The following is a 20,644-nucleotide window of genomic DNA, read 5'->3' on the forward strand; positions in this document are numbered from 1 at the left end:
CCGCGATTGCGGCGGTACACTCCGCGCCAAAGAGCGGCGTCGATCCCCCCTGAAGCGAGGTAAACAGCCATGCGAGTTCTGCTCGTTGAAGACCATCTGCAACTGGCCGAAAGTATCGCCCTGGCGCTCAAGAGCACCGGCTTGACCGTGGATGTGTTGCACGATGGGGTGGCCGCCGACCTGGCCCTTGGCAGCGAGGAATATGCGGTGGCGATCCTCGATGTCGGCTTGCCGCGCATGGACGGTTTCGAGGTCCTGGCGCGCCTGCGGGCCCGGGGCAAGAACCTGCCGGTGCTGATGCTTACCGCCCGCAGCGACGTCAAGGACCGGGTCCATGGGCTGAACCTTGGGGCCGACGATTATCTGGCCAAGCCTTTCGAACTGACCGAGCTCGAAGCCCGGGTCAAGGCATTGTTGCGTCGTAGCGTGCTGGGGGGCGAACGTCAGCAGCGTTGTGGGGTGCTGAGCTATGACCTGGACACCCGCCGTTTTACCCTTGGTGAAGAGCTGCTGACCTTGACCTCTCGCGAGCAGGCGGTGCTTGAAGCGCTGATTGCCCGTCCCGGTCGGGTAATGAGCAAGGAGCAGTTGGCATCCCAGGTCTTCGGCCTGGACGAAGAGGCCAGCCCGGATGCCATCGAAATCTACGTCCATCGCTTGCGCAAGAAGCTCGATGGTCATGCGGTGGCCATCGTTACCTTCCGTGGCCTGGGCTACCTGCTGGAAAGCCGCGATGCATAAGCCCAGCAGCCTGCGCTGGCGGTTGTTGTGGAACCTGGCGTTGCTGTTGGTGGTGTTGATGCTGGCCAGTGGTCTGAGCGCGTACTGGAATGGGCGCGAGGCCGCTGACACCGCTTACGACCGGACCCTGCTGGCCTCGGCGCGAACCATTGCCGCCGGCCTGTCCCAGCGTGACGGCAGCCTCAGCGCCAATGTGCCCTACGTGGCCCTGGACACCTTTGCCTACGACAGTGCTGGGCGCATCTACTACCAGGTCAACGATATTCACCAGCACTTGATCTCAGGGTATGAAAACCTGCCAGGGCCACCGCCGGGCACCCCGCGTACCGACGACTATCCGGCCCTGGCACGTTTTTACGATGCCACTTACCAGGGCCAGAATGTGCGGGTGGTTAGCCTGCTCAAGGCGGTCAGTGAGCCGACCATGAATGGCATGGCGGAAATCCGTGTGGCGGAGACCGACGAGGCACGGGTCGCCATGGCTCGCAGCCTGATGGCCGATACCCTGCTGCGCCTGGGCATGCTGGCCATCGGCGCTTTGCTTCTGGTGTGGTTTGCGGTGAGTGCTGCTTTGCGCCCGCTGGAGCGTTTGCGCGGTGCGGTGGAAGAGCGCCAGTCGGATGACTTGCGGCCATTGCCGCTGGTTTCGGTGCAGCGCGAGCTGTGGCCTCTGGTACGGGCCTTGAATCATTTCACTGAGCGCTTGCGGGAGCAGTTCGAACGCCAGGCGCAGTTCATTGCCGAGGCCGCCCACGAGTTGCGCACACCGTTGGCGGCGCTCAAGGCACGCCTGGAATTAGGGTTGCGCTCCAACGAACCTGAAACCTGGCGTTCGACTCTGGAAAGTGCGGCCCAGGGCACCGATCGCCTGACCCATCTGGCCAATCAGTTGCTGTCCCTGGCTCGGGTGGAAAATGGTGCCAGGGCCATCGCCGAGGGCGGTGCGCAGTTGCTCGACCTCAGCCAGCTGGCTCGGGAGTTGGGCATGGCCATGGCCCCCCTGGCTCATGCCCGGGGCGTGGCGCTGGCCCTGGAGGCCAACGAGCCGGTGTGGCTCAAGGGCGAGCCGACCCTGCTCAATGAGCTGCTGAGCAATCTGGTGGACAACGCGTTGGCCCACACCCCGCCGGGCGGCAATGTGGTGCTGCGGGTGTCGCCGCCGGGTGTGCTGGAGGTGGAGGATGATGGGCCGGGGATTCCCCTGGAAGATCGCGACCGGGTCTTCGAGCGCTTTTACCGACGCAATCAGCAGGTCGCGGGTTCGGGGTTGGGGCTGGCGATCGTCGGCGAGATCTGCCGCGCCCACCTGGCACAGATCAGCCTGCATGACGGCGAACCTTCAGGGCTGAAGGTTCGGGTGAGTTTCATCGCCGGTTGAGGGCTCAGTAGAGCATTGAGCGGGATGCTTGCAGATCACCGCACATGGCCTTGTTTTCCGGGTCGATTCCCAGCTTCTTGAAGGCCGGCACATTGACGGCGTCGATGCGCGAGAGTGGGTGGTCGGTGTCTTTGTGGCAATACAGGGTCGCCACTTGGACCAGGTCGACATAGTCGATCTGTGGGGACTGGCGGTTGAAATTCAGGTAGTGCCCGGGGATTTCCACCAGTTGCTCGGGGAATTCCCAGACGCGTAGCAGCTTGTCCCCCAGTAACGGGTGAATGCGTTCGATCACGTGATTGAGGCTGACCGGATCGGAAAGCAGTTCGTAGTGATCTTCGGCGTAGGTCAGGATCGGCAGCACGCCGATCTGGTGCACCAGGCCGCCGAGTGCCGCCTGGTCGGGCTTGAGTTGGGAATAGCTGCGGCACAGGGCGTAGCTGACCCCGGCCACCTCCAGGCTGCTGCGCCAGACGTCGCGCATCTTTTGCTGCACCACTTCGGAACGGGCGTTGAAAATCTGTTCCATCACCAGGCCGATGGCCAGGTTACTGCTGTAGTTGATACCTAGGCGGGTGATCGCCGTATGCAGGTCGGTGACTTCCTGGGCTGCTCTCAGCAGGGGGCTGTTGACCACCTTGATCAGCCGCGCGGACAGCGCCGCGTCGCGACTGATCACCTTGCTCAGGCTGCTGACGCTGATTTCCGGGTCTTCGGCGGCCTGGCGAATCTGCATGGCCACCTCCGGTAGGGTTGGCAGGACCAAGTCATCGTTGTCGATGGCCTCCACCAAATCCTGTAGGACCTTTTGCGCCAGCTCAGTCATTTCAGTTCTCTAGGGTGTTGCAAAAAAGGGCAGGCGATCAACGTTGGATTTCGCGATCACGGTCCAACTGGTATGGCAGATCCAGCAATTGCAGGCCCGGCCCTTCGAGTGTTCCAAGGTGCAGGTTGCCATCTTCCACCGCCTCGGCCTGCAATACGGCCAGCAATTCCACTTGTTGCTGCGCCTGGGCGGCCAGCACCACTTCGCCAATGGCGCTGTTGTGGGTGGGGGAGAACAGCGGGGTACCAGGAGCAGGCAGTTCGCCAGCGGGCAATGCCAGGCGGTACAGACGGCGCTTGAGTTTGCCCAGGTATTGCATGCGCGCGACGATTTCCTGGCCGGTGTAGCAGCCTTTCTTGAAGCTGACGCCGCCAACGGCCTGCAGGTTGAGCATCTGCGGAATGAACAGTTCGCGGGTCTGCGGCATGACTTGGCCCAGGCCGGCGCGAATCTGGCCCAGCAGCCACTGGTTCAGTTCGCCTTGGGGCAGTTGCGCGGCGAGTTGTGGGCGCAGGCTGTCGGCGCGTTCCGCCGGAACCCAGAGTTCGGCGCGGTGGCTTGAGGCGCGCACGGCAATCAGGCCGTCGGCACGGACTACGGCACCGTCTGCCTCGGGTAAATCAAGGCCCAGTCCGTTCAGGACGGCTTGCCCGTTGGCGAGGCCAAAACGCACCCAGTTGGCGCTTTCATCGGCGAGTTTGGCCTTGGAGAACACCGCGTATTTCTTCAGGTCCGCCAATTGCGGCTCGATCAACTCGCTGGCCATCGCCAGCAGGCAGCCGTCGCCATCGAGCAGGATGCGGAAGCTCGATTGCATGCGGCCTTTCTGGGTGCAGCGGGCGCCCAGGCTGGACTGGGAGTCGTTGAGGTAATTGAGGTTGCAGGTCAGCTGACCCTGAAGGAATTTGCTGGCATCAGGGCCGCGGACGGCGAGCACGCCTTCGTGGGACAGGGGGCAGAAAAAAGCGGAGTCAGCCATGGTTCATCGCAGGGTAAAAAGTCTGGAGCACATCATAAGGGGGCGCCCTTGAAATGGATAGTTTCCAAAGGATGGGCGGTGACCGACCAAAGCCGACTGTTCTGGTGTTCCCTGGACTGTATACTTGCCCTCTATTTGAGGAGTGCTCCATGGTTGAAGATGTTGAACTGAATCGCCTCTACTGGCACAGCCGTCGCGGCATGCTTGAGCTGGACGTATTGTTGGTGCCGTTCGTCAGGGAGGTGTATGCGCATCTCAATGAGACTGATCGCGAGTGCTACCGCAAGCTGCTGGAATGCGAAGATCAGGACATGTTCGGCTGGTTCATGGAGCGCAACGAGTCCGAGGATCCTGAGCTGCAGCGCATGGTTCGGATGATTCTGGACCGTGTCCAACCCAAGTAGCCTGTTCGAGAGTCGCTGGCAGCCTTCACGGCAACTGCTGGCGGCCTACCTTCTGGCCCAGGCGTTCGCCCTGGGCGCGGTTTTTCTGTTGGATATCCCGTCGGTCGCCAAGCTCCTGGGGACTTTGCTGTGCCTGCTGCATGCCTGCTGGGTTTTGCCCCGGCAGATTTTGTTGAGTCATTCTCGGGCGTTCAGCCGTTTGCGGTATTCGGCTGAGGGTTGGCAGTTGTGGAGTTCGGCCAAGGGCTGGCAGGCGGTGCATTTGCATCCCGATAGCCTGGCGCTGCCCGTGATCGTAGTGCTGCGCTTTCGCCTGGCGGGTGAGCGTTGGGTACGGTCGATCTGCGTGCCGCGGGATGCGCAGGCCGCCGATGAGCATCGGCGCCTGCGGGTGCGGCTCAAGTTCAGTCGGCGTAGGTGGGCGGTACCAGAATAGTGTCGCGGGCTTCGGGCAGCAGGTGCGGGTAGTCGAGGGTGTAGTGCAGGCCCCGGCTTTCCTTGCGTTCCATGGCCGAGAGGATCATCAATTCGGCCACCTGGGCCAGGTTGCGCAACTCGATCAGGTCGCGGCTGACCTTGTAGTTGCTGTAGAACTCGTCGATCTCGTCCAGCAGCAGGCGCACCCGGTGCTGAGCCCGTTGCAGGCGCTTGTTGGTGCGCACGATGCCGACGTAATCCCACATGAATCGCCGCAGTTCGTCCCAGTTGTGCGCAATGATCACGTCTTCGTCTGAGTCGGTGACCTGGCTGGCGTCCCAGGCGGGCAGAGCGATGGGGATCGACACTTGTGGCAGTTGCCGAAGGATGTCGGCCGCCGCTGAGCGGGCATAGACAAAACACTCAAGCAGCGAGTTGCTGGCCATGCGGTTGGCGCCATGCAGGCCGGTAAAGCTGGTTTCGCCAATGGCGTACAGGCCGGGCACATCGGTGCGACCTTGTTGGTCGACCATCACCCCGCCACAGGTGTAGTGGGCCGCCGGCACCACCGGGATCGGCTGCCGGGTGATGTCGATGGAGAACTCCAGGCAGCGTTCATACACGGTGGGGAAGTGACTTTTGATGAAGGCTTCCGGCTTGTGACTGATGTCCAGATAGACGCAGTCGATCCCCAGGCGCTTCATTTCATGGTCGATGGCCCGGGCGACGATATCCCGTGGGGCCAGTTCAGCCCGTGGATCAAAGCGTGGCATGAAGCGTTCGCCGTTGGGCAGCTTCAGGTGCGCACCTTCGCCGCGCAGGGCCTCGGTGATCAGGAAGCTCTTGGCCAGGGGGTGATACAGGCAGGTAGGGTGGAACTGGTTGAATTCCAGGTTGGCCACCCGGCAGCCCGAACGCCAGGCCATCGCAATGCCGTCGCCGCAGGCGCTGTCGGGGTTGCTGGTATAGAGATAGACCTTGGCGGCACCGCCGGAGGCGAGGATCACGAAGCGTGCGCCAAAGGTATCCACCTCGCCGGTGCCACGGTTGAGCACGTAGGCGCCCAGGCAGCGGTCGCCTTCCAGCCCCAGGCGCTTCTCGGTGATCAGATCGACCGCGACCCGCTGCTCCAGCAGCTCGATATTGGGGTGTTGCCGGGCTTGGGCGAGCAAGGTCTTGAAGATCGCTGCGCCGGTGGCATCGGCAGCGTGGATGATTCGCCGGTGGCTGTGACCACCTTCACGGGTCAGGTGGAATTCGAAGCCGTTGTCTTCGCTGCTGGCATCTTCATCGCGGGTAAAGGGCACGCCTTGGTCGATCAGCCATTGGATGGCCTCGCGGCTGTGCTCCACGGTAAAGCGCACTGCATCTTCGTGACACAGGCCGCCGCCGGCATTGAGGGTGTCATCGACGTGGGATTCGATGGTGTCGGTATCGTCCAGCACCGCCGCCACGCCGCCCTGGGCCCTGTAGGTCGAGCCGTTGGCGAGGTCACCTTTGCTCAGGACGGCAATACGTAGGTGACTGGGCAAGGTCAGCGCCAGGCTCAAGCCGGCAGCGCCGCTGCCAATCACCAGAACATCGTGTTGAAACTGTTGGCTCATTTGAAGGATTCCGCTCAAAGCGACCCAGGACAGGGTTGGCGCAAGACGCCTGAATCGGCGAGTCAAAGCAGCCACACAGCGCACTAGTATATAGAGGGGGGGATCGGCACAATAGTCGCGCCTTCATGGCATCGTGCGTCTTTGCTGAGCAGCAGCGTTGCTCTCGGTCAGCCCGGGATTTGCGGGCGTTCCAGGCTCTGAAAGGGCTGATCGAAGACGTAGTGCTGTTTTTCTCTTCACCGTTACACAATCTTCGTCTGGCACAGCTATAAAGATTGGGAACTTTTGCCAAGGCCCCAAACTCAATAGAAGGTTGCCTGAAAGAAGGGACAGTGTCGGCTCTATCCAAGGTTTTCAATGTGTCCCTTGTGACAGAAATCGGCGACAGGATTATTCGCGCAGCCGGCCTTGCCCGCGCTGCGTTTTTCGTGCGTGCCGGATCAGAGCCCGCAGGAAACTTGCTTGGAGGGGGAGAACTTTTGCGAAAAGCCCGAGTCTATGTTTGCAAGCCTGATCGATTAGTGATGCAAGCCTCCTCCGAGCTTATCGAGGAGTGTTCATGCTAACCCAGGAAGAGGATCAGCAGCTGGTCGAGCGCGTTCAGCGTGGCGACAAGCGAGCGTTCGATCTGCTCGTGCTGAAATACCAGCACAAAATTCTCGGGTTGATCGTGCGTTTCGTGCACGACACCCATGAAGCCCAGGATGTCGCACAAGAAGCCTTTATCAAGGCTTATCGTGCACTAGGTAATTTTCGTGGTGATAGCGCGTTTTACACGTGGCTTTACCGTATCGCCATCAACACGGCGAAAAACTATCTGGTTTCACGCGGCCGTCGGCCGCCAGATAGCGATGTGAGTTCTGAAGATGCGGAGTTCTATGACGGCGATCATGGCCTGAAGGATCTCGAATCGCCGGAACGTGCATTGCTGCGGGATGAGATCGAGGGCACCGTCCATCGAACCATTCAGCAACTGCCGGAAGATTTGCGTACAGCCTTAACTTTACGTGAGTTCGATGGTCTGAGTTACGAGGACATTGCGAGCGTCATGCAGTGTCCGGTGGGTACCGTGCGCTCCCGGATTTTCCGCGCTCGGGAGGCCATCGATAAAGCCCTGCAGCCGTTGTTGCAGGAAACCTGAGACAGCGGCGACAGCCAAGAGAGGAACCGCAATGAGTCGTGAAGCCCTGCAGGAATCGCTGTCCGCGGTGATGGATAACGAAGCGGACGAACTGGAATTGCGTCGGGTATTGAATGCCGTCGACGAAGTGGAAACCCGTGAAACTTGGGCCCGTTATCAAATCGCCCGGGCAGCTATGCACAAGGAGTTGCTGATTCCACGTCTGGACATTGCCGCTGCCGTTTCTGCAGCTCTGGCTGATGAAGCCGTGCCGGCCAAAGCCTCTCGCGGACCATGGCGCAGCCTGGGCCGTCTGGCGGTAGCCGCGTCGGTGACCGTGGCAGTATTGGCGGGTGTCCGCCTGTACAATCACGATGAGATTGCCGGCGTCGAACTAGCCCAGCGGGCTGGTCAGCCAACCCTGGCGACTCCACAAGTCAAAGGCCCAGCGGTATTGGCCGGCTACAATGAAAGTTCGGAAGCCACCGGCCCCATGGCCAATGGCGTATTGCAAGGGCAGCCAGGTTGGCATGACCAGCGCCTGCCAAGCTATCTGCGTCAGCATGCTCAGCAGGCTGCACTCAAAGGCACTGAAAGCGCTCTGCCTTATGCCCGTGCAGCAAGCCTGGAAAACCGCTAAGGAGGATCATGCGCGCCATACCTCTACTATCGCTTCTGCTGAGTGGCTGGTTTGTGGTTCCAGCCTACGCCGACGAAGCCCAGGACTGGTTGCAGCGTCTTGGGCAAGCGGAACAGCAGCAAAGCTTTCAGGGCACCTTCGTTTATGAGCGTAACGGTAGTTTTTCTACCCATAACATCTGGCATCGCGTCCAGGATGGAAAGGTCCGTGAGCGGTTGACCCAGCTCGATGGATCCGCTCAAGAGGTGGTGCGTGTCGATGGCCGTACCCAGTGCGTCAGCGGTACGCTGGTGGCAGGGTTGGGCGATTCTCCGGACTCTGCGGCGCGTGCGCTGGATCCGCAAAAACTCAAGAATTGGTACGACCTTGCTGTCATTGGCAAGTCGCGTGTGGCTGGGCGCCCGGCGGTGATCGTGTCGCTTACGCCTCGGGACCAGCATCGTTACGGTTTTGAATTGCATCTGGATCGTGAAACCGGCCTGCCACTGAAATCCCTGTTGTTGAATGACAAGGGGCAGTTGCTGGAGCGTTTTCAATTCACTCGCCTGGATACGGCGAATGTACCCGAGGAAGCCGAGTTGCGCCCCAGTGCGGACTGCAAGCCGGTCTCCTTGGACAGTGACAAGGCCTCGGCGATCAAGAGTGCGCAAACCTGGCACTCCGACTGGTTGCCTCCAGGCTTCGAGTTGACCAGCAGTACCGCGCGCAAGGATCCGGAAACCAAGACCCTGGTCAACAGCCTGCTGTATGACGACGGGCTGGCGCGTTTTTCGGTGTTCCTCGAGCCGCTCAATGGCGCGACGGTCACCGATACTCGGACGCAGCTCGGGCCTACCGTCGCGGTGTCGCGGCGTTTGACCACGCCCGATGGTGAAATGATGGTCACCGTGGTCGGGGAAATCCCCATTGGCACCGCTGAACGTATTGCGCTGTCGATGCGCTCCGATGCTACCGCCAAGCAATGAGCCTTTATTGGTTGTGTTAGAGGTCAGTAATGCCTAAGCCACAATTGAGAAGATGAAATGTTTGGTGAGCAATTTCATTTGCAAAATCCCCTGGATTTTTCTATAGGTCAGAGCCCCTCGGTTCTGACCTTATTTGTCGTTCCTGGAGCAAAAGCATCGTCCTTGTCTGTTCGATACTGTTTGCTTCATATCGCTTAATCACGCTCGTCGTAACGGGAGCCGTATGTCGATACCACGCTTGAAGTCTTACTTCACCATTTTTGCCACCGTATTGGTGCTTGGGCAGGCCGTGTCTGCCCAGGCGGCCGAATTGCCTGATTTCACGCAACTGGTCGAGCAGGCCTCGCCTGCGGTGGTGAACATCAGTACCACGCAGAAACTGCCGGATCGCAAGGTCTCCAACTCGGCGCAGATGCCCGATCTGGAAGGCCTGCCTCCGATGTTGCGCGAGTTTTTCGAGCGTGGCATGCCACAGCAGCGTTCTCCGCGAGGGGATCGCCAGCGTGAAGCGCAATCCCTGGGTTCGGGGTTCATCATTTCTCCGGATGGCTACATCCTGACCAACAATCATGTGATTGCTGATGCGGATGAGATTCTCGTACGCCTGGCTGATCGCAGTGAGTTGAAAGCCAAGTTGATCGGCACCGACCCACGTTCCGACGTGGCGTTGTTGAAAATCGACGGTAAAGACCTGCCGGTGCTGAAAATGGGCAAATCCCAGGACCTCAAGGCCGGTCAATGGGTCGTGGCGATCGGCTCGCCGTTCGGCTTCGACCATACCGTGACCCAAGGTATCGTCAGTGCCATCGGCCGTAGCTTGCCCAACGAAAACTACGTACCGTTCATTCAGACCGACGTGCCAATCAACCCAGGTAACTCTGGTGGCCCGCTGTTCAACCTGGCGGGCGAAGTGGTGGGCATCAACTCGCAGATCTATACCCGTTCTGGCGGCTTCATGGGCGTTTCCTTCGCGATCCCGATCGATGTGGCCATGGACGTTTCCAACCAGCTCAAAACTGGCGGCAAAGTCAGCCGTGGCTGGTTGGGCGTGGTGATTCAGGAGGTCAACAAGGACCTGGCTGAATCCTTCGGCCTGGAAAAACCAGCCGGGGCCCTGGTGGCGCAGATTCAGGACGACGGTCCTGCGGCCAAGGGTGGCTTGCAAGTGGGTGACGTGATTCTCAGCCTGAACGGCCAGCCTATCGTCATGTCGGCGGACTTGCCGCATTTGGTGGGTGCACTGAAGGCCGGCGCCAAGGCCAACCTGGAAGTGATCCGCGACGGCAAGCACAAGAGTGTCGAGCTGACCGTGGGCGCGATTCCCGAGGAAGACAAAGACCTGAGCATGCTGCCGAAATCCGGTGTCGAGCGCAGCAGCAATCGCCTCGGCGTAGCTGTGGTCGAACTCAACGCTGAGCAGAAGAAGACCTTCGACCTCAAGGGCGGTGTGGTTATCAAGGAAGTCCAGGACGGCCCTGCGGCGCTGATCGGCCTGCAGCCGGGCGACGTGATCACCCACCTGAACAACCAAGCGATCACTACAGCCAAGGAGTTCACCGAAATCGCCAAGGCGCTACCGAAGAATCGTTCGGTGTCCATGCGTGTACTGCGTCAGGGTCGAGCCAGCTTCATCACCTTCAAACTGGCGGAGTAAGCCGCCAGGCAGAAGGCTTGCCCAATAAAAAGCCCGCTTCGTGAGAGGCGGGCTTTTTTGTGGGGGAATGCTTCAGCGCATCATATCCTTGACCATCTGTTCCTGGTCCATCATCTCGCGCTGACGAGCGTCGATTCTCGATGACAGAGGGAAGTTGCTGCCGGCTCGGCGTTTGGCAAAGTCCAGTTGCTGGATGGCTTGGCGGTAGTCGCCCACCAAGGCGAAATACTCAGCTCGGGCCTGATGCAGGCCGATGATGTTGCCCGAAAGGCCGCGGGTTTCTGCCACCAGGTACCAGACATCAGGATCATCGGGGCGGCTTTTCAGCAGGCCTTCCAGGGCCTTTTCGGCATCGGCCGGGCGGTTCTGCTTGAGCAGCAAGTCAACCCGGACCTGATTCAGCGGGTAGTTGCCCGGGTACAGGTTGAGCATCCGTTCGAGTCGGGCTTGTGCATCCGGTAGGCGGCTGTTGGCCATGTCCAGTTCGATCTGGGCCAGATTGTAGGTGATGTCATTGGGTGACTTGGCCAGCAACGGCTTGAGGTTTTCCCGGGCCTCGTTCCATTGGCTGCCTTTGATCTGAGCGATGGCGAGGCCATAGCGGGCGATGTCGTTCTTCGGGTTCTCATCGAGCTGCGCGCGAAAGCGCTTGGCAGCCAGCCCTGGTGAATCTTCGTAGTTCAACTGCACCCTTGCGCGGATCAGTTGATAGCGCAGGCTGTCCTCGGTGCCGCCGAGCTTGGCCTGCTCCGCGCGGTTGCGGGTGTCGGCGATCCGCGACTCGGTGACCGGGTGAGTCAGGAGGAACTCCGGCGGCTTGGCATCAAAGCGGTACTGGCGCATCAAGCGTTCAAACATGGTAGGCATCGACCGTGGGTCGTAGCCGGCCTTCTCCAGGTTGAGAATGCCGATACGGTCGGCTTCCTGCTCATTCTGTCGGGAGAAGCGTCGTTGTTCCTGGATGGCGGCAGCCTGGGTGCCGGCAATGGTGGCGATCCCCGCATCACCGGCGCCAGCAGCGGCAATCACGATCCCGGCCAGCAGCGCTGCCATCATCGGTATCTGCATTCGTTGCTGGGCTTCGACGCCGCGGGCGAAGTGGCGTTGGGACAAGTGAGCCAGTTCGTGGGCCAGTACCGAGGCGTACTCGCCTTCAGTCTGGGCATTGAGAAACAGTCCGCCGTTGACCCCGATAATTCCGCCGGGGGCAGCAAAGGCGTTGAGCTGTGGGCTGTTGATCAGGATGAACTCTAGGCGCCGGTCGTTGACCTGGCTGGTTTCCACCAGTTTGTAGACGCTGGTTTCGACGTAGTCCTTGAGTTGCGGGTCGTTGAGTTGCGAGACCTGGCTGCGCAGCAGCGCCAGCCAGGCACGGCCCAGTTGGTATTCCTGTTGCGGGGAGACGATGGCTGAACTGGCATCACCGAGTGACGGCAAGTCGTCGGCGAAGCCCGGTGAGGCGAGCAGGCAAGCGAGCGTCAGCAGGGTAGGGCGCAATAAATTCATGCACAAAGCCTTAATCGACAAAGGCTCTACTGTAGCTGGACACCTGGCTGGGGACCAGACAAAGGCAGTGAAAACTCTCGCGATAAAACGTGCTTTGTGGAGAATCCCAGCGTCTATTCCATCAGCGCCATAAATGCTTGGTTCAATGCTCTGTAGTCGGGCTTCTTTATTGCAGCTCCGCGGACCTTGCAGGGTATTCTAGGCGCCTTGAATATGTGACCGGAGTAACGGCAATGACCGATGTTGTAGCCCATGATGCCGAGCTGGATGCCAGTGGGCTGAACTGCCCATTGCCGCTGCTCAAGGCCAAGATGGAACTCAATCGCCTGGCCAGTGGCGCGGTGCTCAAGGTCATTGCCACCGATGCCGGGTCCCAGCGTGACTTCCGCACTTTCGCCCGGTTGGCCGGTCATACCCTGCTGCGTGAAGAGGACGAGGCTGGGGTTTATCGTTATTGGCTGAAAAAGGCCTGACTGCCGTTCACCGCTTTCATCTAAGGATCATTGATGTTCAAAGTGCTACGTGACTGGATACAACGCTATTTCTCGGATGAAGAGGCGGTGGTGCTGGCGGTCTTGCTGTTTCTGGCCTTCGCTGCCGTCCTGACCCTGGGCGGAATGCTCGCACCGGTGCTGGCGGGCATGGTCCTGGCTTACCTGATGCAGGGGCTGGTGCTGAGCCTGGAGCGGCTGCGCTTGCCCGGAGGGGCAGCGGTAGGGTTGGTGTTCGCCCTGTTCATGGGGTTGCTGCTGGTGTTCATCCTGGTGGTGGTGCCGCTGCTCTGGCATCAGTTGATCACCCTGTTCAACGAGCTGCCTGGCATGCTCGCCAAGTGGCAATCGTTGTTGCTGCTGTTGCCCGAGCGCTATCCGCACTTGGTGTCGGATGAGCAGGTGCTGCAGGCCATCGAGGTGGCGCGAGGCGAGATCGGCAAGTTCGTGCAGTGGGCGCTGACCTTCTCTCTGTCCAGCCTGCCCTTGCTGGTGAACATCATGATCTACCTGGTGCTGGTACCGATTCTGGTGTTCTTCTTCCTCAAGGATCGGGCGATGATCAGCCGCTGGGTCATCGGTTATCTACCGCGGGAGCGAACGCTGATCACCCGGGTGGCCCAGGAGATGAACCGGCAGATCGCCAACTACATCCGTGGCAAGGTCATCGAGATCGTGATCTGCGGTGGGGTGACCTACATTGCCTTCGTCGCGCTGGGCCTCAACTATGCGGCCCTGTTGGCGCTACTGGTGGGGATTTCGGTGGTGGTGCCCTATGTCGGGGCGGTGGTGGTGACGGTGCCAGTGGCGCTGATTGCTCTATTCCAGTGGGGGTGGAGCGATCAGTTCATCTACCTGATGGCGGTCTACGGGATCATCCAGACCCTGGACGGCAACGTGCTGGTGCCACTGCTGTTTTCCGGGGCGGTGAACCTGCATCCGGTGGCGATTATCTGTGCAGTGCTGTTGTTCGGCGGGTTGTGGGGGTTCTGGGGGATATTCTTTGCGATTCCCCTGGCCACATTGTTCAAGGCGGTGCTGGATGCCTGGCCGAGGAAGGACCCGGTGGTGGCGCCTTTACTCTAGATAATGCGGGGCGGCTGATTCAGCCGCCCCGCTGCTTTCAGGCCTTGTTCAGGGCCTGGGCCGCGGCCAGTACGGCGTCGACATGGCCAGGAACCTTGACCCCGCGCCACTCCTGGCGCAGCACGCCGTCCTTGTCGATGAGAAAGGTGCTGCGGTCCACGCCCAGGTATTCCTTGCCGTAGAGCTTCTTCAGCTTGATCACGTCAAACAGCTGGCAGACGGCTTCATCCTTGTCGCTGATCAGCTCGAAGGGGAACTCCTGCTTGCACTTGAAGTTTTCGTGGGATTTCAGGCTGTCGCGGGAGATGCCAAAGATCTCGGTGTTGGCGGCCTGAAAGGCGGCGTATTGATCACGAAAGCCCTGGCCCTCGGTGGTGCAGCCCGGGGTGCTGTCCTTGGGGTAGAAGTAGATCACCACTTGCTTGCCCTTGAGGTCGGACAGGCTGACGGTCTGGCCACTGGTGGCTGGGGCCTGGAAATCGGCGACGGGTTGGTCGATAGCAACGGCCATGGGAGCTTCCTTACATGGGGTTCTGTGGGCGCCAGGGTTCGATCAGCGCATCGAGGTTCATGGCGTCGGCAAAGTCCAGGAACTGGTCGCGCAACCAGCTGATCTGGGTGCCGGCGGGCAAGGTCACGGTAAACGTGGCGTTGAGCATGGTGCCGCCGGTTTGCGGAGCCTGGTAGGTATCGCAGGTGAGGTTTTCCAGCTCGACTTGATGATCGATGAAGAACTGGCACAGCTCATTGATGATGTCCGAGCGGTACGCCGAGCTAACGTAGGCGACATAAGGCAGGGCTTGGGGACGGTTCTCCAAAGCGGCGCTGCGCACCACGTTGACCGTGAAGGCGTGCTTCTTGGCCAGGAACGGCAGGCCACCTTCCAGGCGTGCCAGGGCGTCCCAGCTGCCGGAAATCTCTAGAACCAGCGCGCTGCACTCGCCATGCCGGGTCAGGCGCGAGGTCACCACGGCGCAGCGATTTTCATGGCTGGCGCGGCACAGGACGTTGGTCAGCTCCATGGGGTTGGCGCCGAGGGCACTGATGACAAGGAATTGTTCGCGAACTGTGGGGGTGGACATGCAGCATTCCTAAAGCGATGAGCGGTCGATACTTTTAACAAGTCGGTGTCGGACAAGTCCGGCAAGCGAATCTTCAAGGCCTTGAACCACAAGCCGGCGCCAGGCCCCGAAACTCTCGGAACACAGGCTGGCAACGCAGGAATGGGGCTTTAGAGATCCAACAGGCAGGCAATAACCCGGTTTACACGCTTATCAGTAGCGATCAAAGCCTGAAGGGTAGCGAAAAGCATCGCTCAGGGGAATGCTCAAGGCGCGGGACTTCGCTTGTGCAAGGAACTTGGCGCCAGTACCATTACCGCTCTCTTTTTCCGGCAGGAGCGGTTGCATGATTGCGGGCAGTATGGTGGCACTGGTCACACCCATGGATGCACAGGGGAATCTCGACTGGGACAGCCTGAGCAAACTGGTGGACTTCCACCTGCAAGAGGGCACCAACGCCATCGTGGCGGTCGGCACTACAGGTGAGTCGGCCACCCTGGATGTCAACGAACACATCGAAGTGATTCGTCGGGTGGTTGCCCAGGTTGCAGGGCGTATCCCGGTGATTGCCGGTACCGGTGCCAACTCGACGCGTGAAGCGATCGAACTGACCACCAACGCGAAGAACGCCGGCGCCGATGCTTGCCTGCTGGTGACCCCGTACTACAACAAGCCGACCCAGGAAGGCCTGTATCAGCATTTCCGCGCCATTGCCGAGGCCGTGGACATCCCGCAGATCCTCTACAACGTACCGGGCCGCACCGCTTGCGACATGCAGGCCGAGACCGTGATTCGCCTGTCCACCGTGAAAAACATCATCGGAGTCAAGGAAGCCACCGGCGACCTGCAGCGCGCCAAGGACATCTTGGCAGGCGTGAGTAGCGACTTCCTGGTGTATTCCGGCGATGACGCTACGGCGGTCGAGCTGATCCTGCTGGGTGGCAAGGGCAATATCTCGGTGACTGCCAACGTAGCTCCGCGTGCCATGAGCGAGCTGTGCGCGGCAGCGATGGCCGGCGATGCGGTCAAGGCCCGAGCGATTCACCAAACATTGATGCCGCTGAACAAGACCTTGTTCATCGAATCCAACCCTATTCCCGTGAAATGGGCCCTGCACGAAATGGGCTTGATGCCGGACGGTATCCGTCTGCCGCTCACCTGGCTCAGTGCAGCCTGTCACGAACCGCTGCGGCAGGCCATGCGCCAGTCCGGCGTCTTGGTTTAATTGAGGAAGTACAACGCATGAAGCGAATGGCCGGACTTTCCGCACTTGCCTTGATTATCTCCAGCACCAGTGGCTGCGGTTGGATCTGGGGCCCGGAAGGCTACTTCCGTGACCGGGGTAGCGATTATCTACAAGCGCAACAAACAGCACCGATGCAATTGCCGCCGGATGTTCAGACTGCCAAGCGTCTGGATCCGTTGCTGCCGATTCCGCGCAACGTAGCGGATGACAACGTCAAGGGCGAGTACCAGGTACCGCGTCCGCAGCCGCTGTCGGCAATTGCCGATGCCAGCGATTACACCTTGCAGAAAAGCGGGGATTCCCGTTGGGTCATGGCCCAGCATCCACCGGCCGAAGTCTGGCCGGTCGCGGTGCAGTTCTTCCAGGACAACGGTTTCCGCCTGGATCAGCAGCGTCCGCAGACAGGTGAGTTCACCACCAGCTGGCAGCGTTCCGACGAGCTTTCCACTGCTGTGGCCAAGCGCCTGAGCAGTGCCGGTGTTGCCGCCGGCAGCGAGACCCGTGTGCGGGTGCGTATCGAGCCGGGCGTCCAGCGCAACACCAGCGAAGTCTACGTGGTCAGCGCCGAGCGTCCCGCCGGTAGCACTGCCGATGTGGACTTCACCAACCGTTCGCTCAACACCGGCCTGGACGCTGCGCTGGTGGATGACATGCTGGCAAGCATGAGCCGTACCTCCGAGAAGGGTGGTTCGGTTTCCCTGCTGGCGGCACGTGATTTCGATACCCCGAGCCGGGTCAGCCTCAGCGAAGACGGCAGCGGCAACCCGGTGCTGAACCTGGGTGCCGATCTCGATCGCGCCTGGTCCAGTGTCGGCCGCGCCCTGGAGCAGGGCGAGTGGCGGGTTGAGGACATCAACCGCAGCCTGGGCCTGTATTACATCAACCTGGCGGAAAAAGCCGAGAAGAAAAACGACGAGCCAGGCTTCTTCGGCAAGTTGTTCGGCAGCAAGCCGGCCAAGGAAGAGATCGAAGCCCGCGCCGAGCGTTATCAGGTTCGCCTGAGCAAGGTGGGTGAGAACGTACAGGTCACCGTCGAGAAGAACATCAACACCGTGGCGCCTGCCGATGTGGCGCGCAAAGTGTTGGGCGTGATTCAGGACAACCTGGGCTGATCAGATGCGTTTTGCCGTTCTCGGCAGTGGTAGCCAAGGGAATGGCACGCTGATCGCCAGTGCTGACACTTACGTTTTGGTGGATTGTGGTTTCTCCTTGCGGGAAACCGAGCGGCGCCTGCTGCGCCTGGGAGTCGATCCCGCACAGCTGAGCGCCATCCTGGTGACCCACGAACATGCCGACCACGTGCATGGCGTGGGTTTGCTGTCTCGGCGCTACAATCTACCGGTCTACCTCAGCCAGGGTACTTTGCGCGGGATGCGCAAGCCCGTGGAGCCCACAGGGTTTGTCAGCGCTGGTGAGTCATTGCAGATCGGCGCTTTGTGCATCGATGTGATTGCCGTTGCCCACGATGCCCAGGAGCCTACGCAGTTTGTCTTCAGCGATGGTCAGCGCCGTTTCGGCCTGCTGACCGACCTGGGTTCCTACTGTGCTGGTGTGCTGGACGGTTACCGTGGGCTGGACGCCTTGATGATCGAGGCCAATCACTGCCGCGACCGGCTGGCTCGTGGTCATTACCCGTACTTTCTCAAGCAGCGGGTTGGCGGCGATCAAGGACATTTGAACAACCATCAGGCCGCAAGCCTGGTGGCCGAATTGGGATGGCAGGACCTGCAGCATCTGGTCCTGGCCCATCTGAGCAGCAAGAACAACCTGCCGCAGCTGGCCCGGCAATGTTTTGTCGACACCCTTGGGTGCGACCCGGACTGGCTGCAACTGGCCGATCAAGATTCAGGGCTCGACTGGCGTCACATCGCCTAGCCCACCTACTTAGCAAGCGGAGCCCATCATGGAAAAACGTGAAGAACTCTACCGCGGCAAAGCCAAATCGGTTTACAAGACTGATGACGCCGACCGCTTGATCCTGCTGTTTCGCAACGACACCTCGGCGTTCGACGGCAAGCGCATCGAGCAGCTGGACCGCAAGGGGATGGTGAACAACAAGTTCAACGCCTTCATCATGCAGAAACTCGAAGCCGCCGGCGTGCCGACCCAGTTCGACAAGCTGCTGGGCGACAACGAATGCCTGGTGAAGAAGCTCGACATGATCCCGGTCGAATGCGTCGTGCGTAACTACGCTGCCGGCAGCCTGGTCAAGCGCTTGGGTGTGGAAGAGGGCATGAAACTCAACCCCTACACCTTCGAGCTGTTCCTCAAGGACGACGCCAAGGGCGACCCGTTCATCAACGAATCCCACGTGGTGGCATTCGGCTGGGGCACTGCCGAGCAACTGGTACGCATGAAAGAGTTGTCGCTCAAGGTCAACGAGGTCCTCAGCAAGCTGTTCGACGATGCCGGCCTGCTGCTGGTGGACTTCAAGCTGGAGTTCGGTGTGTTCAGCGACGGCTCCATCGTCCTGGGTGACGAGTTCAGCCCGGACGGCTGCCGTCTGTGGGACAAGGCTACCAAGAAGAAAATGGACAAGGACCGCTTCCGCCAGGGCCTCGGTGATGTGATCGAAGCCTACGAAGAAGTCGCCCAACGCCTCGGCGTACCGCTGTAATCGACGCAAGCATCTGATAGCACGGAAAAAAATTGCTCGGGGGCTTCGCATCCGGCAAAGGTGCTGTTATGATGCGCGCCGTTGGAGAGATGCCAGAGTGGCCGAATGGGACGGATTCGAAATCCGTTGTACCTTCACCGGTACCTAGGGTTCGAATCCCTATCTCTCCGCCATTATTGAACAAGACTAAGCCCCTGTAATCGTTGAAGATTACAGGGGCTTTTTCGTTTCTGTGATATTTGTTCGGGCATTTTTTGGGCAAAAAGAGTGCTGCTCTGGTCCGCCCGGCCCCCGAGCATTTTCGATACGTTACCCGCCATGCTCTTGGCGTCCTTGGGTATTCAGCGCCCGTGGTGCTTGCTGATGATCATGGTGGCGGGTAAGCCATGGCATTACTCGGCACCGCAAGTTCCTGCGTCCTATAGAGAGCAGGCGATCTGCATGGTTTTTTCATCTTCTCTGGTTTCGAGCCGGATGCCGGAAGTAGTGGCGGGAGGAGGCGATGCCGGCAGGTATCCTGTCCTTCAAGTTTGCTGACAAGATACGCCAACGTCATTTGAAGGCCGCAAGCAGTGGTGTTGATGTTCTGGCTCTTGCCAGGTACCACTCCTGCATCAGGGTCAGTACGACGGTCAGGCTCATGAAGGTCACGCTGGCCCAGAAGATGGCCGTGGGGTGCCCTTGGTCCAGCATCCAACCGAAGCCGATGGGCCCGATTGCGCCACCGATGTTGAAACCGGTGGAGACGATGCCGAAGGTTTTGCCTTCAGCCCCTTTGGGCGATGCCGCCCGCACTAGCATGTCGCGCGAGGGTGCGATCAAGCCCGTCAGAAACCCGGTGGCGCCAAGAGCGATGATCAGTGCCAGTTCGCTCAAGCTGGTCGTGGCAACAATGGCTGTCAATACGGCGGCCAGTGCAAAAGCAGTGGCCGCAACCACCCCATGGCGCTGGGTACGATCGGCCAGCGCACCACCGGCCAGTACGCCAAAAGCGCTGGCAAACAGGAACGCCGTCAGCGCCGAATTGGCCCAGGGCAACGTCGCACCTTGCCCTTGCATCAAGGCGGCGACAGAGAATTTCTCAATCGCACTGGTGCTCAGGTTCAACAGCACGAACAGCAAGGTCAGGCTCAGGATCATCGGCGAGAGCAGTGACAGCCGTCGGGTGCTGGCGATATTGAGTACAGGCTCTGGTGCGCGGCGCACGTGGACAACCCGTGCCAGCCCCGAACCGGGTATCAACAACAGCCCCAGCGCGACAAAACCTACCAGCGCAGCGCCAACGAATGCGAGCCTCGGGTCGCTCGCGGTGGCAATTCCCAGCAGAAACACCGGAGCAATGGCGGCGCCCAGAAACCCGGCAAAGGTATGGACAGAGAATGCCTTGCCGATGTGGGCCGGATTGATCTCTTGAGAGAGCAACGCATAGTCGGCCGGGTGGTAGACGGCGTTGGCAACCCCGGCCAACGCCATGCCAATCAGTAAACAGCCGTAGCTTGGGAATAGTGCGATCAGCAGGAAACTGATGCTGCCCAGGGCAACCCCGGCGATCAGCAAGCGCCTGGCCCCGTAGTGATCGACGACAAAGCCCATGGGGGCCTGCACCAGTGCCGTGACGATATTGAAGACGCTCAGGGCCAGGCCCAGTTCCACATAACCCACGTCAAAAAAAACCGGCAGCACGGGAAACAGGGCCGCCAGCACCATGATGTGCAAGTGACTGACAAAGTGCGCCGTTGCTACCTGAGGAAGCAGTCCGACATGAACAATTGACATGGATAAACCTGTTCGATGAGCGTCAACGCTCTGGCAAGAAGTATTTTGCTAAACCGGCTGAGTCGTTGCCTGTCGGCGGTAGAAAAATACAGGGGCGGGCCAGCTCGGCGCTGATCTTAAGCACCTCATGCTC

General features: G+C 60.1%; 21 protein-coding genes and 1 tRNA gene. 15 read left to right on the forward strand and 7 right to left on the reverse strand.

Features of this window, described 5'->3' with window-relative positions; genetic code table 11:
• Positions 1-69: 69 nt before the first annotated feature.
• Together GV818_RS18870 and GV818_RS18875 are read left to right on the forward strand one after the other, a co-directional pair.
• Positions 70-741, forward strand: coding sequence for a response regulator (locus GV818_RS18870; RefSeq protein ID WP_161757645.1), 672 nt, complete (start codon positions 70-72; stop codon positions 739-741).
• The gene (locus tag GV818_RS18875; protein ID WP_161757644.1) at positions 734-2,119 is read left to right on the forward strand and encodes a sensor histidine kinase; all 1,386 of its coding nucleotides are present in this window, start codon (positions 734-736) and stop codon (positions 2,117-2,119) included. The genes GV818_RS18870 and GV818_RS18875 overlap by 8 nt, the downstream gene beginning before the upstream one ends.
• Positions 2,120-2,123: 4 nt before the next feature.
• On the opposite strand, the gene GV818_RS18880 is transcribed toward GV818_RS18875, so the two are convergent.
• Both GV818_RS18880 and GV818_RS18885 read right to left on the reverse strand, forming a co-directional pair.
• The gene (locus GV818_RS18880) at positions 2,124-2,945 is read right to left on the reverse strand and encodes an HDOD domain-containing protein (RefSeq protein ID WP_161757643.1); all 822 of its coding nucleotides are present in this window, start codon (positions 2,943-2,945) and stop codon (positions 2,124-2,126) included.
• A 37-nt stretch (positions 2,946-2,982) separates the two neighbouring features.
• Entirely contained in the window at positions 2,983-3,924 is a 942-nt protein-coding gene (locus tag GV818_RS18885; protein WP_161757642.1) for a YgfZ/GcvT domain-containing protein, read from the reverse strand.
• Between the two features lie 149 nt (positions 3,925-4,073).
• Here GV818_RS18885 and GV818_RS18890 point away from each other — a divergent pair, with 149 nt between their 5' ends.
• Both GV818_RS18890 and GV818_RS18895 read left to right on the forward strand, forming a co-directional pair.
• A complete protein-coding gene (locus tag GV818_RS18890) occupies positions 4,074-4,328 on the forward strand; it encodes a succinate dehydrogenase assembly factor 2 (protein WP_025127902.1) in 255 nt (84 codons plus the stop codon).
• Positions 4,312-4,764, forward strand: coding sequence for a protein YgfX (locus GV818_RS18895; RefSeq protein ID WP_161777205.1), 453 nt, complete (start codon positions 4,312-4,314; stop codon positions 4,762-4,764). The genes GV818_RS18890 and GV818_RS18895 overlap by 17 nt, the downstream gene beginning before the upstream one ends.
• Here the strand turns inward: GV818_RS18895 and nadB are convergent.
• On the reverse strand, positions 4,733-6,349 hold the full coding sequence (gene nadB / locus GV818_RS18900) for an L-aspartate oxidase (RefSeq protein ID WP_161777206.1): 1,617 nt from the start codon (positions 6,347-6,349) through the stop codon (positions 4,733-4,735). The genes GV818_RS18895 and nadB overlap by 32 nt on opposite strands.
• A gap of 559 nt (positions 6,350-6,908) precedes the next feature.
• On the opposite strand from nadB, the gene rpoE reads away from it, so the two are divergent.
• The 4 genes from rpoE to GV818_RS18920 all read left to right on the forward strand — a co-directional run bounded on the left by rpoE (position 6,909) and on the right by GV818_RS18920 (position 10,728).
• Positions 6,909-7,490, forward strand: coding sequence for an RNA polymerase sigma factor RpoE (gene rpoE, locus GV818_RS18905; RefSeq protein ID WP_007930230.1), 582 nt, complete (start codon positions 6,909-6,911; stop codon positions 7,488-7,490).
• Between the two features lie 31 nt (positions 7,491-7,521).
• Positions 7,522-8,109, forward strand: a complete 588-nt coding sequence (locus tag GV818_RS18910; RefSeq protein ID WP_161777207.1) for a sigma-E factor negative regulatory protein — start codon at positions 7,522-7,524, stop codon at positions 8,107-8,109.
• An 8-nt stretch (positions 8,110-8,117) separates the two neighbouring features.
• Positions 8,118-9,074, forward strand: coding sequence for a MucB/RseB C-terminal domain-containing protein (locus tag GV818_RS18915; RefSeq protein ID WP_161757638.1), 957 nt, complete (start codon positions 8,118-8,120; stop codon positions 9,072-9,074).
• 223 nt (positions 9,075-9,297) lie between these two features.
• Entirely contained in the window at positions 9,298-10,728 is a 1,431-nt protein-coding gene (locus GV818_RS18920; protein ID WP_161777208.1) for a DegQ family serine endoprotease, read from the forward strand.
• Between the two features lie 72 nt (positions 10,729-10,800).
• Here the strand turns inward: GV818_RS18920 and GV818_RS18925 are convergent, their stop codons facing one another.
• Complete coding sequence (locus GV818_RS18925) at positions 10,801-12,234, reverse strand: M48 family metalloprotease (protein ID WP_161757636.1); 1,434 nt, start codon at positions 12,232-12,234, stop codon at positions 10,801-10,803.
• 233 nt (positions 12,235-12,467) lie between these two features.
• Between GV818_RS18925 and GV818_RS18930 the strand changes: the two genes are divergently transcribed.
• Together GV818_RS18930 and GV818_RS18935 are read left to right on the forward strand one after the other, a co-directional pair.
• Positions 12,468-12,707: a sulfurtransferase TusA family protein gene (locus tag GV818_RS18930; protein WP_011059792.1), complete on the forward strand. Its 240-nt coding sequence runs from the start codon at positions 12,468-12,470 to the stop codon at positions 12,705-12,707.
• A 33-nt stretch (positions 12,708-12,740) separates the two neighbouring features.
• Positions 12,741-13,811 carry an AI-2E family transporter gene (locus GV818_RS18935; protein WP_161757635.1) on the forward strand — a complete coding sequence of 357 codons (1,071 nt, stop codon included), beginning with the start codon at positions 12,741-12,743 and terminating at the stop codon, positions 13,809-13,811.
• Positions 13,812-13,848: 37 nt separating this feature from the next.
• Here GV818_RS18935 and GV818_RS18940 read toward each other — a convergent pair whose 3' ends face one another.
• Together GV818_RS18940 and GV818_RS18945 are read right to left on the reverse strand one after the other, a co-directional pair.
• Positions 13,849-14,322: a peroxiredoxin gene (locus GV818_RS18940; RefSeq protein WP_161777209.1), complete on the reverse strand. Its 474-nt coding sequence runs from the start codon at positions 14,320-14,322 to the stop codon at positions 13,849-13,851.
• A 10-nt stretch (positions 14,323-14,332) separates the two neighbouring features.
• Positions 14,333-14,893: a glycine cleavage system protein R gene (locus GV818_RS18945; protein ID WP_161757633.1), complete on the reverse strand. Its 561-nt coding sequence runs from the start codon at positions 14,891-14,893 to the stop codon at positions 14,333-14,335.
• 325 nt (positions 14,894-15,218) lie between these two features.
• Between GV818_RS18945 and dapA the strand changes: the two genes are divergently transcribed.
• The 5 genes from dapA to GV818_RS18970 all read left to right on the forward strand — a co-directional run bounded on the left by dapA (position 15,219) and on the right by GV818_RS18970 (position 18,908).
• Entirely contained in the window at positions 15,219-16,097 is an 879-nt protein-coding gene (gene dapA / locus GV818_RS18950; protein ID WP_161757632.1) for a 4-hydroxy-tetrahydrodipicolinate synthase, read from the forward strand.
• Between the two features lie 17 nt (positions 16,098-16,114).
• Positions 16,115-17,230 carry an outer membrane protein assembly factor BamC gene (gene bamC / locus GV818_RS18955; protein WP_161757631.1) on the forward strand — a complete coding sequence of 372 codons (1,116 nt, stop codon included), beginning with the start codon at positions 16,115-16,117 and terminating at the stop codon, positions 17,228-17,230.
• A 4-nt stretch (positions 17,231-17,234) separates the two neighbouring features.
• Positions 17,235-17,993 carry an MBL fold metallo-hydrolase gene (locus GV818_RS18960; protein WP_161757630.1) on the forward strand — a complete coding sequence of 253 codons (759 nt, stop codon included), beginning with the start codon at positions 17,235-17,237 and terminating at the stop codon, positions 17,991-17,993.
• A gap of 28 nt (positions 17,994-18,021) precedes the next feature.
• Positions 18,022-18,735 carry a phosphoribosylaminoimidazolesuccinocarboxamide synthase gene (purC, locus tag GV818_RS18965; RefSeq protein WP_161757629.1) on the forward strand — a complete coding sequence of 238 codons (714 nt, stop codon included), beginning with the start codon at positions 18,022-18,024 and terminating at the stop codon, positions 18,733-18,735.
• A gap of 83 nt (positions 18,736-18,818) precedes the next feature.
• A tRNA-Ser gene (locus GV818_RS18970) sits at positions 18,819-18,908 on the forward strand.
• A 379-nt stretch (positions 18,909-19,287) separates the two neighbouring features.
• On the opposite strand, the gene GV818_RS18975 is transcribed toward GV818_RS18970, so the two are convergent.
• The gene (locus tag GV818_RS18975; RefSeq protein ID WP_372242102.1) at positions 19,288-20,505 is read right to left on the reverse strand and encodes an MFS transporter; all 1,218 of its coding nucleotides are present in this window, start codon (positions 20,503-20,505) and stop codon (positions 19,288-19,290) included.
• Between the last annotated feature and the right edge of the window lie 139 nt (positions 20,506-20,644).

The organism is Pseudomonas sp. Fl4BN1 (genome assembly GCF_009908285.1).
In the GTDB taxonomy this organism is placed as follows: Bacteria; Pseudomonadota; Gammaproteobacteria; order Pseudomonadales; family Pseudomonadaceae; genus Aquipseudomonas.

Coding starts and splice junctions, on each gene's coding strand:
- purC (WP_161757629.1), top strand. CDS start 18,022: ATGGAAAAACGTGAAGAACTCTACCGCGGCAAAGCCAAATCGGTTTAC.
- GV818_RS18940 (WP_161777209.1), bottom strand. CDS start 14,322: ATGGCCGTTGCTATCGACCAACCCGTCGCCGATTTCCAGGCCCCAGCC.
- GV818_RS18870 (WP_161757645.1), top strand. CDS start 70: ATGCGAGTTCTGCTCGTTGAAGACCATCTGCAACTGGCCGAAAGTATC.
- GV818_RS18945 (WP_161757633.1), bottom strand. CDS start 14,893: ATGTCCACCCCCACAGTTCGCGAACAATTCCTTGTCATCAGTGCCCTC.
- GV818_RS18885 (WP_161757642.1), bottom strand. CDS start 3,924: ATGGCTGACTCCGCTTTTTTCTGCCCCCTGTCCCACGAAGGCGTGCTC.
- GV818_RS18915 (WP_161757638.1), top strand. CDS start 8,118: ATGCGCGCCATACCTCTACTATCGCTTCTGCTGAGTGGCTGGTTTGTG.
- nadB (WP_161777206.1), bottom strand. CDS start 6,349: ATGAGCCAACAGTTTCAACACGATGTTCTGGTGATTGGCAGCGGCGCT.
- GV818_RS18875 (WP_161757644.1), top strand. CDS start 734: ATGCATAAGCCCAGCAGCCTGCGCTGGCGGTTGTTGTGGAACCTGGCG.
- GV818_RS18925 (WP_161757636.1), bottom strand. CDS start 12,234: ATGAATTTATTGCGCCCTACCCTGCTGACGCTCGCTTGCCTGCTCGCC.
- GV818_RS18920 (WP_161777208.1), top strand. CDS start 9,298: ATGTCGATACCACGCTTGAAGTCTTACTTCACCATTTTTGCCACCGTA.
- GV818_RS18910 (WP_161777207.1), top strand. CDS start 7,522: ATGAGTCGTGAAGCCCTGCAGGAATCGCTGTCCGCGGTGATGGATAAC.
- rpoE (WP_007930230.1), top strand. CDS start 6,909: ATGCTAACCCAGGAAGAGGATCAGCAGCTGGTCGAGCGCGTTCAGCGT.
- GV818_RS18930 (WP_011059792.1), top strand. CDS start 12,468: ATGACCGATGTTGTAGCCCATGATGCCGAGCTGGATGCCAGTGGGCTG.
- dapA (WP_161757632.1), top strand. CDS start 15,219: ATGATTGCGGGCAGTATGGTGGCACTGGTCACACCCATGGATGCACAG.
- GV818_RS18935 (WP_161757635.1), top strand. CDS start 12,741: ATGTTCAAAGTGCTACGTGACTGGATACAACGCTATTTCTCGGATGAA.
- GV818_RS18880 (WP_161757643.1), bottom strand. CDS start 2,945: ATGACTGAGCTGGCGCAAAAGGTCCTACAGGATTTGGTGGAGGCCATC.
- GV818_RS18890 (WP_025127902.1), top strand. CDS start 4,074: ATGGTTGAAGATGTTGAACTGAATCGCCTCTACTGGCACAGCCGTCGC.
- GV818_RS18960 (WP_161757630.1), top strand. CDS start 17,235: ATGCGTTTTGCCGTTCTCGGCAGTGGTAGCCAAGGGAATGGCACGCTG.
- bamC (WP_161757631.1), top strand. CDS start 16,115: ATGAAGCGAATGGCCGGACTTTCCGCACTTGCCTTGATTATCTCCAGC.